This is a genomic window from Streptomyces lycii (assembly GCF_009735685.1).
Lineage (GTDB): Bacteria > Actinomycetota > Actinomycetes > Streptomycetales > Streptomycetaceae > Streptomyces > Streptomyces lycii.
The window spans coordinates 1-14,167 of sequence record NZ_WHPN01000118.1; the positions used below are offsets into that span (position 1 = coordinate 1).

The following is a 14,167-nucleotide window of genomic DNA, read 5'->3' on the forward strand; positions in this document are numbered from 1 at the left end:
CGCGCCAGCCGGTGCAGCAGGGCGGCCATGGCGCCGCGCCCGGGCAGGGCGCCGGGCCGGTCGAGGTGCGGGGTGGAGTTGAGCAGCCCGAAGACGGCGTGCACACAGGCCCGGGCCTCGGCCTCCGTCAGCCGGGCGTGCACCCGGCGGACGATCTCGACCCACAGCTCCACGTACTGCCGCTGGAACTGGCGTACGAGCTTGCGGTCGCTCTCCCGCAGCCGGTCCAGTTCCCGGTCGTGCAGGGTGATCAGCGCGCGGTCGTGCAGCGCGAAGTCGATGTGGCCCTCGATCAGCGAGTCGAGGACGTCCCCGGCCGGTCCGGCGGTCTCGGCGACCCGGCGCCTGCCGCCGGTCAGCAGGCGGCTGCTGATGCCGACGAGCAGCTCGGCGAGCATCGCGTCCTTGCCGGGGAAGTGGCGGTAGAGGCCGGGCCCGCTGATGCCGACGGCCGCGCCTATCTCGTCCACGCCGACGCCGTGGAAGCCGCGGTCGGCGAAGAGACGCGCCGCCTCCTTGAGGATCTGCTCGCGACGGGTGGGGGCCGCCCCGGCGGTGTGGGTGCTCATGGGAATTCATTCTAGACAGGGCCGTTAGCGCTCGTTAACCTGGAGCCGTGAGCGTTAACGCTCATTAACCACATGAGTCGACCACCCCCGCCGCGGGCCGGTGGCACGAGCGTCGTACGTTCGACGAGCAAGGGGGCTCGAAGGAGATGCAGCAGGCACCCGTGCTGGGCAGCGCCGCGGATCCGGCGTCCGAAGCCTGGCGGGCCAACGAGGCGGCGCACCGCGAGCTGGCGGCCGAGCTGCGGGAGCGGCTGGCCGCGGCCCGGCTGGGCGGCGGCGAGCGGGCCCGGGCGCGGCACACCGCGCGCGGCAAGCTGCTGCCCCGGGACCGGGTCGACACCCTGCTCGACCCGGGGTCGCCCTTCCTGGAGCTGGCACCGCTGGCCGCCGAGGGCATGTACGGCGGCCGGGCCCCGGCGGCGGGCGTGATCGCCGGCATCGGCCGGGTCTCCGGCCGCGAGGTGGTGATCGTGGCGAACGACGCCACCGTCAAGGGCGGGACGTATTACCCCATGACGGTGAAGAAGCACCTGCGGGCCCAGGAGGTCGCCCTGGAGAACCGCCTCCCCTGCCTCTATCTGGTCGATTCCGGCGGTGCCTTCCTGCCCATGCAGGACGAGGTCTTCCCGGACCGGGAGCACTTCGGCCGGATCTTCTACAACCAGGCCCGGATGTCCGGTGCCGGCATCCCGCAGATCGCGGCGGTCCTCGGGTCCTGCACCGCGGGCGGCGCGTATGTGCCCGCGATGAGCGACGAGGCCGTCATCGTCCGGGAGCAGGGCACGATCTTCCTCGGCGGCCCGCCGCTGGTGAAGGCCGCCACCGGCGAGGTCGTCACCGCCGAGGAGCTGGGCGGCGGCGAGGTGCACTCCAGGGTCTCCGGTGTCACCGACCATCTCGCCGAGGACGACGCGCACGCCCTGCGCATCACCCGCACCATCGTCTCCACACTGCCCGGCCGCGGCCCGCTGCCCTGGAGCGTGGAGCCGGCCGAGGAGCCCGCCGTCGACCCGGCCGGGCTGTACGGCGCGGTCCCCGTCGACTCCCGTACGCCGTACGACGTCCGTGAGGTGATCGCGCGGATCACCGACGGCTCCCGTTTCGCCGAGTTCAAGGCGGAGTACGGCCAGACCCTGGTCACCGGTTTCGCGCGGATCCACGGCCACCCGGTGGGCGTCGTCGCGAACAACGGCATCCTGTTCTCCGAATCCGCTCAGAAGGGCGCGCACTTCATCGAGCTGTGCGACCAGCGCGGCATCCCGCTGCTCTTCCTGCAGAACATCTCGGGCTTCATGGTCGGCCGGGACTACGAGGCGGGCGGCATCGCGAAGCACGGCGCGAAGATGGTCACCGCCGTCGCCTGCACCCGGGTGCCCAAGCTGACCGTCGTCATCGGCGGCTCGTACGGCGCGGGCAACTACTCCATGTGCGGCCGGGCCTATGGGCCGCGCTTCCTGTGGATGTGGCCGGGCGCCAAGATCTCCGTGATGGGCGGCGAGCAGGCGGCGTCGGTGCTCGCCACCGTCAAGCGGGACCAGATGGAGGCCCGCGGCGAGGAGTGGAGCGCGGAGGACGAGGAGCTGTTCCGCGCCCCCATCCGCGAGCAGTACGACACCCAGGGCAGCGCCTATTACGCCACCGCCCGGCTCTGGGACGACGGCGTGATCGACCCGCTGGAGACCCGGCAGGTGCTGGGCCTCGCCCTCACCGCCTGCGCCAACGCCCCGCTCCCCGACCGCGACCCGGCCGCCCCCGGGTACGGCGTCTTCCGGATGTGACGGCGTGTACGCCCCCGAGAGCGCCTCCCCCGCTGCCGACACCGACATTGCCGCCGCCGCTGCCGCCCCCGTGACCCCGGAGAAGATGACGATGTTCGAGAGCGTGCTGGTCGCCAACCGGGGCGAGATCGCCGTCCGCGTGATCCGCACCCTGCGCCGTCTCGGTGTGCGCTCCGTCGCGGTGTTCAGCGACGCCGACGCCGACGCCCGGCATGTGCGCGAGGCCGACACCGCGGTCCGGATCGGCCCGACGGCCGCCGCCGAGAGCTATCTGTCCGTCGCGAAGCTGCTCGACGCCGCCGCCCGCACCGGCGCCCGTGCCGTCCACCCCGGGTACGGCTTCCTCGCCGAGAACGCCGCCTTCGCCCGCGCCTGCGAGGAGGCCGGGCTGGTCTTCATCGGCCCGCCCGCCGCGGCGATCGAGCTGATGGGTGACAAGATCCGCGCCAAGGAGACCGTACGGGCGGCCGGGGTGCCCGTCGTCCCCGGCTCCTCCGGCAGCGGCCTGACCGACGCACAACTGGCGGAGGCCGCGCGGGAGATCGGGATGCCGGTGCTGCTCAAGCCCTCGGCGGGCGGCGGCGGCAAGGGCATGCGGCTGGTGCGGGCCGAGCGCTTGCTCGCCGACGAGATCGCCGCGGCCCGGCGGGAGGCCCGTGGCTCGTTCGGCGACGACACCCTGCTGGTGGAGCGCTGGATCGACCGGCCCCGGCACATCGAGATCCAGGTGCTGGCCGACGGCCACGGCAACGTGGTGCATCTGGGCGAGCGCGAGTGCTCGCTCCAGCGGCGCCACCAGAAGATCGTCGAGGAGGCCCCGAGTCCGCTGCTGGACGAGGCCACCCGTGCCGCGATGGGCGAGGCCGCGGTCCAGGCCGCCCGGTCCTGCGGCTACCGGGGCGCGGGCACCGTCGAGTTCATCGTCCCGGGCGGTGACCCCGGCGCGTACTACTTCATGGAGATGAACACCCGGCTCCAGGTCGAACACCCGGTGACGGAGCTGGCCGTGTCGGTGGCCGGTGTCCACCCGGACCTGGTCGAGTGGCAGTTGCGCACCGCCGCCGGGGAGCGGCTGGCCTTCGGGCAGGCGGACACGGCCTTCACCGGGCACGCGGTGGAGGCCCGGCTCTGCGCGGAGACGGCGCGGACGGCCGCCGCCGACGGGGTGGACTTCCTGCCCTCGGCGGGCCGGGTCGAGCTGCTGCGCGAGCCGGCCGGCGAGGGGGTGCGCACCGATTCCGGGCTCACGGAGGGCACCGAGGTCGGGACCGCGTACGACCCGATGCTCGCCAAGATCGTCGCCCGTGGCCCGGACCGGGCCACCGCCCTGCGCCGGCTGCGGGCGGCCCTCGCGGACACCACCGTCCTCGGTGTCGACACCAACGCCGGTTTCCTCCGCCGGCTGCTCAGCCTTCCGGCGGTCGTCTCCGGCGATCTGGACACGGGCCTGGTCGACCGGGAGGCGGGCGGGCTGATCCCGGCGGATGTCCCGGACGAGGTGTACGCGGCGGCGGCCCTGCTGCGGCACGCGGCGGCGGCACCGTCCGGTGCGGGCGGTGCCCCGGGCACCGGGATTCCGGGCACCGGGCTTCCTGGAGCCGGGCTTCCGGGCGCCGGAGCGGGCGCGGGACGGGCGAACGGTGCGGAGGCAGCGGCAGGGACGGGCCCGGCGGGCTCCGGCGCGCACGCGGGCCCGGCCGGTGCCGCGGCCGGCTGGACCGACCCGTTCTCGGTGCCCAGCGGCTGGCGGCTGGGCGGCGAGGCCGCCCGGACGCCGTACCACGTCCTCGTCCCGGGCCACGGCCCGGTGGAGGTCCTGCTGCGCGGTCCGCTGGACGCTGCGGAGGTCTCGGTCCGCCGCCGGGCGGACGGCGCGCAGCCCGGCGGCCGGGCCCCGGACGCCGCCGGGGCCGCCGGGCCGGGCGGCGCCGTACCGCCCTCGGTCCCGGCCCGGCTCCTCGGCCCGGGCGGCCCGCAGGGCCGGGTGCTGGTCGAGTACGCCGGGGTCACCCACGCCTTCCACTGCGCACCGGACGGCTTTGGCGGACACTGGCTGGGACGCGACGGCGACGCCTGGCACGCGGCCGTGCACGACCCGGTGGCCGCCGCGCTGCGGGGCGCCGCCGGGGCCGGGGGCGCCGGGGCGCTGACCGCCCCGATGCCCGGGACGGTGACGGTGGTGAAGGCCGCCGTGGGCGAGAGCGTGAGCGCCGGGCAGAGCCTGCTGGTGGTCGAGGCGATGAAGATGGAGCACGTCGTCGCCGCCCCGTACGCGGGCACCGTCACCGAGCTGGACGTGTCCCCCGGGAGCACGGTCGCCATGGACCAGGTGCTGGCCGTGGTCACCCCGGACTCCGGGCCCGTCCCGGAGAAGGAACCGGCCCCGGAGCAGGAATCCGTCCCGGAGGAGGAGCGGGCCCCGGAGCGGGAGTCCGCTGCGGGGAAGAAGGAGGACGAGCGATGACCGGACTTCCCGGAGGGCTGCCCGTGCGGGTGCCGGCCGAGGGGCTGCCGCCCCGGGTCCGCATCCACGAGGTGGGCCCCCGTGACGGCCTGCAGAACGAACAGGCGGTCGTGCCGGTCGAGATCAAGGCCGAGTTCGTCCGCCGGCTCGCCGCGGCCGGCCTGGGCACGATCGAGGCGACCAGCTTCGTCCACCCCAAGTGGGTTCCGCAGCTGGCCGACGCCGAGCAGCTGATGCCGATGCTCACGGACCTCGGCGGCGCGGAGCGGGCGCCGGGCAGCCCCCGGACGGAACCGGACACCGGGTCCGCCGGCACGGCCGCCGGCGGCGCCAGGGCCGCGGGCGGCGGAGCAGCGGGCGGCGGAGCAGCGGGCGGTGGAGCAGCGGAAACCGGCACAGGCGGAACCGCGGCCGCAGGTCGCACGGCTTCCGGCGGCGCGGCTCCGGGCCCCGGCGCCTCCGGCGGCGCTGTGCCCGGCGGCGCTGTGCCCGGCGGCGCTGTGCCCGGCGCTGATTCCCGTACCACTGATTCCCGCAGCGCCGGTTGCGCCGACGCGGCTTCCGGGGCCGGGCGGGATCCCGGGGCCGGTGCCCGCGGCCCCCGGCCGGCCCCCCGGCTGCCGGTGCTGGTGCCGAACGAGCGCGGGCTGGAGCGGGCGCTGGCGCTCGGGGTGCGCGACATCGCCGTGTTCGGCAGCGCCACCGAATCCTTCGCCAGGGCCAACCTCAACCGCACGGTCGCCGAATCCCTCGCCATGTTCGAACCGGTGGTCGCCAGGGCGGCCGAAGCCGGCGCCCGGGTGCGCGGCTATCTGTCGATGTGCTTCGGCGACCCCTGGGAAGGCGCCGTCCCGGCCGGGCAGGTCGTCCGGGCGGCCCGGGCCCTGCTCGACATGGGCTGCGACGAGCTGAGCCTCGGCGACACCATCGGCGTGGCCACCCCCGGCCAGGTCACGGCGCTGCTCGCCGCGCTCGGTGCGGCCGGGGTGCCGGTGAGCCGGATCGCGGTGCACTTCCACGACACCTACGGCCAGGCCCTCGCCAACACCCTCGCCGCCCTCCAGTACGGCGTCACCACCGTCGACGCGTCCGCCGGCGGCCTCGGCGGCTGCCCGTACGCCAAGAGCGCCACCGGGAACCTCGCGACCGAGGACCTCGTGTGGATGCTGCACGGCCTCGGCATCGAGACCGGGGTCGATCTCGGCCGTCTGACCGCCACCAGCGTGTGGATGGCCGCACACCTGGGCCGACCCAGCCCGTCCCGCACCGTCCGCGCCCTCGCGGGCGCCCCCTCCGACCAGGAGCGCTGAGCCATGCCGATCGACCACCGCCTCACCCCCGAACACGAGGAACTCCGCCGCACGGTCGAGGAGTTCGCGCACGAGGTCGTCGCCCCGAAGATCGGGGAGTTCTACGAGAACCACGAGTTCCCGTACGAGATCGTCCGCGAGATGGGCCGGATGGGTCTCTTCGGGCTGCCCTTCCCGGAGAGTTACGGCGGCATGGGCGGCGACTATCTCGCCCTCGGCATCGCCCTGGAGGAGCTGGCCCGGGTCGACTCCTCCGTGGCCATCACCCTGGAGGCCGGGGTGTCGCTCGGCGCGATGCCGGTGTACCGCTTCGGCACCGAGGAGCAGAAGCGGGAGTGGCTGCCGCGGATGTGCTCCGGGGAGATCCTGGGCGCCTTCGGGCTGACCGAGCCGGAGTGCGGCTCGGACGCGGGCGGCACCCGCACCACCGCCCGGCTGGACGAGGACACGGACGAGTGGGTGGTCAACGGCACCAAGTGCTTCATCACCAACTCCGGCACGGACATCACCGGCCTGGTCACGGTCACCGCCGTCACCGGCCGCAAGCCGGACGGGCGCCCCGAGATCTCCACGGTCATCGTGCCCTCCGGCACCCCGGGCTTCACCGTCGCCCCCGCCTACTCCAAGGTCGGCTGGAACGCCTCGGACACCCGCGAGCTGTCCTTCGCCGACGTCCGGGTGCCGAAGGCGAACCTCCTCGGGGAGGAGGGCCGCGGCTACGCCCAGTTCCTGCGGATCCTCGACGAGGGCCGGATCGCGATCTCGGCGCTCGCCACCGGGCTCGCGCAGGGCTGTGTGGACGAGTCCGTGGCGTACGCCAAGAGCCGCACGGCCTTCGGCAGGCCCATCGGTGACAACCAGGCGATCCAGTTCAAGCTGGCCGACATGGAGATGCGGGCCCACACGGCGCGGATCGCCTGGCGGGACGCCGCGTCCCGGCTGCTGCACGGTGAGCCGTTCAAGAAGGAGGCGGCACTCGCCAAGCTGTACTCCTCGGAGATCGCGGTGACCAACGCCCGCGAGGCCACCCAGATCCACGGCGGCTACGGCTTCATGAACGAGTATCCGGTCGCCCGGATGTGGCGGGACTCCAAGATCCTGGAGATCGGCGAGGGCACCAGCGAGGTGCAGCGCATGCTGATCGCCCGCGAACTGGGCCTGGCAGCCGGCTGACGGAGCCCCCGCCGGCCCGGTCCGGGATCCCGCGCGGGCTCCCGGACCGGACCGGTCCCCGTCGGCCGCACCGCGCCCCGGCGGCCACCCAAGGCCCAGCCGTGCCCGCCCTCCTGCCGTCCCCGGTCCGCCGACGCCCACCTCCCCTTGCACGCCAAAACCCAGCCGTGCCCGCCCTCCCGGCACCCCGAGCCCGCCGACGCCCACCCCCCGGCGCGCCAAGGCCCGGCCGTGCCCACGCCCGGCCGCACCCGGGCCCGGCCACGTCCACCCCCTGGCGCGCCGAGACCACCGCGCCCCGTGCCGCCTGCCGGGCTCCCCCACCGGTTCCAGGGCACTGAAACCACGGTGAAACCGCGCTGAATGCGCCATGCCGCAATCTCCTCGGCATGACGACAACGACTCCGCACTCTCTCGCCATCGCGGCCAAGGGGCTGCGCAAGGCCTACGGGGACAAGACAGTCCTCGACGGCATCGATCTGGCGGTGCCGGCCGGCACCGTGTTCTCCCTGCTCGGCCCGAACGGCGCCGGCAAGACCACCGCCGTCAAGATCCTCTCCACTCTCATCACCGCCGACGCCGGCGAGCTGCACGTCGGCGGCCACGACCTGGCCACCGATCCGCAGGCCGTGCGCGCCGCGATCGGCGTCACCGGGCAGTTCTCCGCCGTCGACGGCCTGATCACCGGCGAGGAGAACATGCTCCTCATGGCGGACCTGCACCTGCTCCCGCGCAGCGAGGGCCGCCGCACCGCCGCCGAACTCCTCGAGCGCTTCGACCTGGTGGACGCCGCGCAGAAACCCGTCTCGACCTACTCCGGCGGCATGAAGCGGCGTCTCGACATCGCCATGACGCTGGTCGGCGGCCCGCGGATCATCTTCCTCGACGAACCGACCACCGGCCTCGACCCGCGCAGCCGCCACAACATGTGGGGGATCATCCGCGAGCTGGTCTCCGGCGGCGTCACCGTCTTCCTCACCACCCAGTACCTGGAGGAGGCCGACGAACTCGCCGACCGCATCGCGGTGCTGAGCGACGGCAGGATCGCCGCCGAGGGGAGCGCGGAGGAGCTGAAGCGGCTCGTGCCGGGCGGGCATGTGCGGCTGCGGTTCGCCGACCCGGCCGCTTACCGGTCCGCCGCCGTCGCGCTGCGCGAGGTCACCCCCCTCGCTCCCGGCCTCGCCCGGGCAGGGGGCACGCCCATCGACGAGGCGCTGTCGCTCCAGATCCCCAGCGACGGCAGCCAGCGCGAGCTGCGCTCCATCCTCGACTGGCTGGACTCGGCCGGCATCGAGGCCGACGAACTGACCGTGCACACCCCCGACCTCGACGACGTGTTCTTCGCCCTGACCGGCACAGCCGACGTCCCCGACCAGCTCAGGAAGGCCGTCCGATGAGTACCCCGCTGACCCCTGCCCGCCCGGCCCGGTTCTCCCTCGCCGTACGCCACTCGAACACGATGCTGCGCCGCAACCTGCTGCACGCGCGGCGCTACCCCTCCCTCACCCTGAACCTGCTGCTCACGCCGATCATGCTGCTGCTGCTCTTCGTCTACATCTTCGGCGACGTGATGAGCGCGGGCATCGGCGGCGGCGACGCCGACCGCTCGGACTACATCGCCTATCTCGTCCCGGGACTCCTGCTGATGACCATCGGCAGCACCGTGATCGGAGCCGCGGTGTCCGTCTCCATGGACATGACCGAGGGACTCATCGCCCGCTTCCGCACGATGGCGATCTACCGCGGTTCCGTGCTCGTGGGGCACGTCTTCGGCAGCGTGCTGCAGGTGCTCGCCAGCCTGGTCCTCGTCGGCGCCATCGCCGTGGCCATCGGCTTCCGCTCCACCGACGCCACAGCGCTGGAGTGGCTGGCGGCGTTCGGGCTGCTGGCGCTGTTCACCCTGGCGTTCACCTGGATCGCGGTCGGGATGGGCATGGCCAGCCCGAACCCCGAGGCGGCCGCCAACATGGCGACGCCGCTGATCGTCCTCCCGCTCATCTCCAGCGCGTTCGTCCCCCTCGACGCGATCCCGGGCTGGTTCCGGCCCGTCGCCGAGTACCAGCCGTTCACGCCGGCCATCGAGACCCTGCGCGGCCTGCTGCTGGGCACCGAGATCGGCAACAACTGGTGGATCGCGGTCGTCTGGTGCGCCGGCCTGACCGCGCTCGGCTACCGCTGGTCGACGGCGCTGTTCAACCGCGACCCGAAATGAGCGCGCGGGCTGCCTCCCGCAGCTCGTCCCGTCCCAGGGCGGCGTACTCCGACACCGCGTCGGCGTACGCCGCCCGCGCGGCGTCCCCGGCGGCCCGAGCCGCCTCCCGGGCACGGTCGGCCGACATCGTCGGCTGGAACTCGCGCTGCACCCCCAGCCGTTCCGCCAGCGCGATCATCCGCGCGGCGGAGGCGTCGCCGGACGCGATCCCGGCCATGCCGAGCGCGTGCAGCGCCGTCCCGAACACCGGAAGCTCCATGGGTGCCCGGGACGGGCCGAGGAGCAGCGTCCGCAGCCCCTGCCACAGCCGGTCGACGGACTCCGCGACGAGCCCGGTGCGGCCCGCGTGCGCGTGCGCCGTCACCGCCGCCGACCGGATCTGCAGCATCCACCGGTCGAGGAAGGGGTCGCCGCCCGCTGCCGGGCCGGCGACGGGCAGCGGCTGCACGGCGCTGCGCCACAGGCCCAGTCCGACCTCCGTCAGCCCGCGGGCGAGCGCGATCTCGGCGCGCCCGAGGAGGTCCATGCTGTAGGCGTCCTGCTGGGCGGGGTTGGCGCACTCGGCCTGCCGCAGCCAGAACTGGGCCTCGTCGGGTTCGCCGCGCTGCAGACAGGCGAGGACGAGGCCCCAGCGGACGCCGATGAGGTCGTGCTCGTCGCCGATCCGCGGGAGCGCGTCGAGCGCCGCCCGGAGGTGCTCGTACGCCTCGTCGCCCCGCTCCGTCCGCAAGCACAGCTCGCTCAGCCGGGCGCGGCCCATGACCTGCAGGAAGGGGTTGTCGACCGGGGCCAGTGCGGGAATGATCCGCCGTGCCGAGTCCAGCGCGCGGTCGATGTCGTGTTCGTACTCCCAGACGTAGGTCGCGACGGACTCCGCGATGCCGGCGAGCAGCGGATGCTCGCTGCCGCACAGCTCCCGCAGCACGCCGTAGTCCGGGGGCAGCATCTCGGGGACCGCGCTCAGCACCGTCCCGATGGCCCGCAGCAGCGTGTCGGGCGGGGCCGGTGGCAGCCGCCGGAGGGTGACGAGCTGGCGCACGCCGCCCGGGCCGTAGCCCATGAACAGGCTCGCCGTGCACAACACCGCGGCGGCGCGGGCGACCTCGACGTATTCGGGCTCGGGGCGGTAGTGCGACAGCGGCGGGCCGGTGTCCGCGGCGAGAGCGGTGAGGCGGGGGTAGTTGGAACCGATCGACCACAGAGCGGCGAGGACGGCGGTGAGGGCGGCGATGGTGGGGCCGTCCGTACGGGCCAGGGCGTGCCGCAGGGCCAGCACGAGGTTGTCCTGCTCGGCCCTGATCCTTTCCGAGGCGAGCAGCGGCTCCGAGCCGAAGAGCCAGTCGTGGTACGCGACCCCGAAGTCCCGGGCCCAGAGGAGGAACCGGCCGACGGCCTCCTCGTCCTCGCCCGCCTCCGCACGCCGGGCCGCGCTGAACTCCCGTACGGTCTCCAGCATCCGGAAACGGACGCCGGCCGGGGTGTCGGCGACGGTCAGCAGCGACTGGCCGGCCAACTGCTCCAGCAGGGGCAGCGCGTCCCCGCCGAGGACCTGTTCCGCCGCCTCGCCGGAGAAGCCGCCGGGGAAGACGGACAGCGTGCGCAGCGCCGCCCTGGCGTGCTCGTCGAGGAGGTTCCAGCTCCAGTCCACGACCGCGTGCAGCGTGCGGTGGCGCTCCGGCGCGTCCCGCGCACCGCCGCGCAGCAGCGCGAACCGGTCGCCGAGGCGGCGGGCGATCTCCGGCACGGACAGCACCCGCACCCGCGCCGCGGCCAGTTCCACGGCGAGCGGCAGCCCGTCGAGCTGGCGGCACAGCTCCGCCACCGCGTCCGGCGGCAGCTCCACACCGCTCCTGGCGGCACGGGCCCGCTGCGTGAACAGTTCGACGGAGGTGTCGGGAGCCAGCTCCGGCAGCGCGTACACCGCCTCGGAGGTCAGGCCCAGCGGGGCCCGGCTGGTGGCGAGGATCCGCAGTTCCTTCGAGGACGAGACCAGGGCCGCCGCGAGGCCGGCGGCGCCCCGGACGACCTGCTCGCAGTTGTCGAGGACCAGCAGCGCGGGCCCGGAGCCGAGCACGCCGAGGATGCCGGACACCGGGTCGGCCGCGGCGTGGCCGCTCCCTCCCGGACTCCGGCCGGGGGGTCCCGCGCCGTGCCGCGCCTCGCCCGCGCCGAGCGCGGAGGCGACCTCGGGGGCCACGTCCTCGTCCGCGGTGACACCGGCGAGCGGGACGAAGTACACCACGCGCTGCTCGGCCCGGCGGCTGACGGCGTGCGCGAGCCGGGTCTTGCCGAGACCGCCGGGGCCGACGACGGTGACGGCGCGGGACTCGCGCAGCAGCCGCTCCACCCCGGCGATGTCCTCGTCCCGCCCGAGCAGCGGGTTCGGCTCGTGCGGTACGCCGTGCCGGGCCACGGGCGCCTCGCCGCGCAGCAACTCCTCCTGTACGGCCCTGAGCCCGGGGCCGGGGTCCGTGCCGAGCCGGTCGCGCAGCTCGCGGCGGTACGCCTCGTACCGCGTCAGCGCGGCGGACGGGCCGGCCGTCGCAGCCTCGGCGCGCAGCAGTTCGGCGAGGACCTCCTCGTCGCGCGGATGCTCCGCGGTGACGGCGGCCAGCGGCCCGGCGGCCTCCGCGTGCCGCCCGAGACGGGCCAGCGCGAGCGCCCGCGCGCGCACGAGCCCGTCGCGGACGGGGGCGCGTTCGGCCCGCAACGCGGCTACGGGGTCGGCCGTGTCGCCGGTCCCGTCGGGGGTGCCCCGCCACAGCGCCAGCCCCGCCTCGGCCGCGGCCAGCGAACCCGCGTGGTCCCCGGCCCGGGCCCGCTCCGCGCTCGTGGCGGCGTGCAGCAGCAGCGCGGAGCTGTCGACGCGGTCCTCGGCGAGGGCGAGCCGGTACCCGGTCGGCGTGCCGGCGATGACGTCGGCGCCCAACTGCGCCCGTGCCCTGGACACCAGGACCTGCACGGCCTTCCCGGGCCGCTCCGGCAGTTCGTCCGGCCACAGGCCCGCCACCAGCCGCTCGGTGCTGCACCCCGCGCGCAGATCACCGGCGAGCAGCGCGAGAAGGCCGCGGAGCCGGGGCGCGGTGACCTCCTGTCCGCGACAGGCGACACGTGGCAGCAGGGTCAGGTCGGTGGTCACCCGTGCAGATTACTGAGGTTCGATGCGTGATGTCGCGGGACCCTACCGGTTGAACTGCGAAGACGCGTATCCGCCGCACGGCATCATGCGAAGATCACCCACCAGTAGATGAGCGGACCGTAGCACCCGCCCTGATCCCCTGCCTGTGGGTGACGATGATCCTGCGCCGGAAAGCGATGTTCCGGTGGCAGACGAAATCATGTACGGGCGTTCAGGTCTCGGCCAGTTGAAAGTGCCAGATGATCTCCACCGGAACCCCGGCGTTGGCCGCCACAGCAGCCTCGGGTACCAGGTCCATCAGGCACCATGGCCAGTCCTCCCACGGCCCCAAGTCGATCGTGAGCTTCCGTGGCGGATCCTGTGCCCCGGTCCCTCCCCCGGCTCGCTCCTCGGGTTCCTCACAGCGCCGGACTTGTAGCCCCACCGTAAGCGCGGCACGTAGATAGTCCCCGACCGGATGACGATAGGTCTCCAACTGCCCCGGCCTCCCGTCCGCCAAGCGCACCGAGGGAATCGAACCCCGCGCCACGCATTCCGGGTGGATGTCCGAGGTCACGAGGTGCCCGCCCGGACGCAAAACCCTGGCGAACTCCGCCATCACCGGCCCCAGGTCGGGGACGTGCGTCAGGGCAAGAGAACAGACCACCAGGTCCATGGCATCATCGGCCACGGGCAGCCGGCGCAGGTCGCCAAGGAGGAACTCGCCTGCTGGTACCCGCTCACGTGCCCGCGCCAGCATGTCCGCCGAGCTGTCGACGCCGACTGTCCGGTGACCGCGCTCGGCCAGCAGGGCCGTCATCCGACCGGTGCCGCAGGCGGCGTCCAAGGCGACACCAGTCGGCATTCCATCGAGGATTTCCCCGACCACCGGCTCGTCGAAGTCGAACGCCGAGTTGGGGCCGTCATAGGTCCTCGACCAGATCTGGTATCCATCAACGGTGCCCACCGGGGCAACGTCCACAGCGGCATCCGCCAGCGTCTCGTCGTCAAGCAGCCTCCGGATCTCGCCGATACGCGCATCGACGAACTCGCGATCGTGCTCCCCGGTGAACGATCGCAGCAGGGCAGTGCCTTCAAGGCCCACCAAGTAGGCGAGCGGATTCTGGTGCTTCACGGCGCGACGCTAGCGACGCTCGTGGCGCCAGCGCCACCGATTTGCCCGTCGCTCCTGGCAATGTACCTCTCGGTCACTGGTGATCTTCGCATGATGCCGTGCGGCGGATACGCGTCTTCGCAGTTCAACCGGTAGGGCCCTGCGACATCACGCATTGAGTCTCAGTAGCCAAGGCCACCGGCGCCCGGACGCCCACCGTGCCCGGAACTCCCGTCACTTGCCGCAACGCCCCGCTCCGGACCTCCGGTCACTTGCCGCAACGCCCCCCCGCTCCGGAACTTCCGTCCACTGGCCACACCGCCCCCGCTCCGGGGAACTCCCGCCGCCTGCCGGAGGTTCACTCCTGCCGGACGCCCGGCCCCTGCCGGACACGGCCCCTTCGCCCCTCCCACCGCCCGCCGGACGCCC

8 protein-coding genes and 2 pseudogenes are annotated in these 14,167 nt (G+C 73.9%); 7 read left to right on the forward strand and 3 right to left on the reverse strand.

What is annotated here, in order from left to right; genetic code table 11:
* Positions 1–569: SACE_7040 family transcriptional regulator (locus GCU69_RS05165; protein ID WP_156205246.1), on the reverse strand; the 569-nt coding region annotated here is incomplete at its 3' end.
* A 146-nt stretch (positions 570–715) separates the two neighbouring features.
* On the opposite strand from GCU69_RS05165, the gene GCU69_RS05170 reads away from it, so the two are divergent.
* The 7 genes and pseudogenes from GCU69_RS05170 to GCU69_RS05200 all read left to right on the forward strand — a co-directional run bounded on the left by GCU69_RS05170 (position 716) and on the right by GCU69_RS05200 (position 9,506).
* Positions 716–2,347, forward strand: a complete 1,632-nt coding sequence (locus GCU69_RS05170; RefSeq protein WP_098752003.1) for a carboxyl transferase domain-containing protein — start codon at positions 716–718, stop codon at positions 2,345–2,347.
* A 91-nt stretch (positions 2,348–2,438) separates the two neighbouring features.
* Positions 2,439–4,811, forward strand: coding sequence for an acetyl/propionyl/methylcrotonyl-CoA carboxylase subunit alpha (locus GCU69_RS05175; protein ID WP_156205248.1), 2,373 nt, complete (start codon positions 2,439–2,441; stop codon positions 4,809–4,811).
* Positions 4,808–5,065, forward strand: a pseudogene (locus GCU69_RS05180) (hydroxymethylglutaryl-CoA lyase); the annotation flags it as partial. The gene GCU69_RS05175 and the pseudogene GCU69_RS05180, both read left to right, overlap by 4 nt.
* A gap of 363 nt (positions 5,066–5,428) precedes the next feature.
* Positions 5,429–6,121, forward strand: a pseudogene (locus GCU69_RS05185) (hydroxymethylglutaryl-CoA lyase); the annotation flags it as partial.
* A gap of 9 nt (positions 6,122–6,130) precedes the next feature.
* On the forward strand, positions 6,131–7,294 hold the full coding sequence (locus GCU69_RS05190; protein WP_098752007.1) for an acyl-CoA dehydrogenase family protein: 1,164 nt from the start codon (positions 6,131–6,133) through the stop codon (positions 7,292–7,294).
* 389 nt (positions 7,295–7,683) lie between these two features.
* Positions 7,684–8,691 carry an ATP-binding cassette domain-containing protein gene (locus tag GCU69_RS05195; protein WP_098749925.1) on the forward strand — a complete coding sequence of 336 codons (1,008 nt, stop codon included), beginning with the start codon at positions 7,684–7,686 and terminating at the stop codon, positions 8,689–8,691.
* Positions 8,688–9,506 carry an ABC transporter permease gene (locus tag GCU69_RS05200; protein ID WP_098749926.1) on the forward strand — a complete coding sequence of 273 codons (819 nt, stop codon included), beginning with the start codon at positions 8,688–8,690 and terminating at the stop codon, positions 9,504–9,506. The genes GCU69_RS05195 and GCU69_RS05200 overlap by 4 nt, the downstream gene beginning before the upstream one ends.
* Here the strand turns inward: GCU69_RS05200 and GCU69_RS05205 are convergent.
* Both GCU69_RS05205 and GCU69_RS05210 read right to left on the reverse strand, forming a co-directional pair.
* Positions 9,487–12,645, reverse strand: coding sequence for an ATP-binding protein (locus GCU69_RS05205; RefSeq protein WP_098749927.1), 3,159 nt, complete (start codon positions 12,643–12,645; stop codon positions 9,487–9,489). The two genes, GCU69_RS05200 and GCU69_RS05205, sit on opposite strands and share 20 nt — an antisense overlap.
* Before the next feature lie 211 nt (positions 12,646–12,856).
* Complete coding sequence (locus tag GCU69_RS05210) at positions 12,857–13,759, reverse strand: class I SAM-dependent methyltransferase (protein ID WP_156205247.1); 903 nt, start codon at positions 13,757–13,759, stop codon at positions 12,857–12,859.
* Positions 13,760–14,167 lie beyond the last annotated feature (408 nt).

Excerpts from the sequence above, each read along its gene's own strand:
- GCU69_RS05200 (WP_098749926.1), top strand. The coding sequence starts at position 8,688 with ATGAGTACCCCGCTGACCCCTGCCCGCCCGGCCCGGTTCTCCCTCGCC.
- GCU69_RS05195 (WP_098749925.1), top strand. The coding sequence starts at position 7,684 with ATGACGACAACGACTCCGCACTCTCTCGCCATCGCGGCCAAGGGGCTG.
- GCU69_RS05175 (WP_156205248.1), top strand. The coding sequence starts at position 2,439 with ATGTTCGAGAGCGTGCTGGTCGCCAACCGGGGCGAGATCGCCGTCCGC.
- GCU69_RS05170 (WP_098752003.1), top strand. The coding sequence starts at position 716 with ATGCAGCAGGCACCCGTGCTGGGCAGCGCCGCGGATCCGGCGTCCGAA.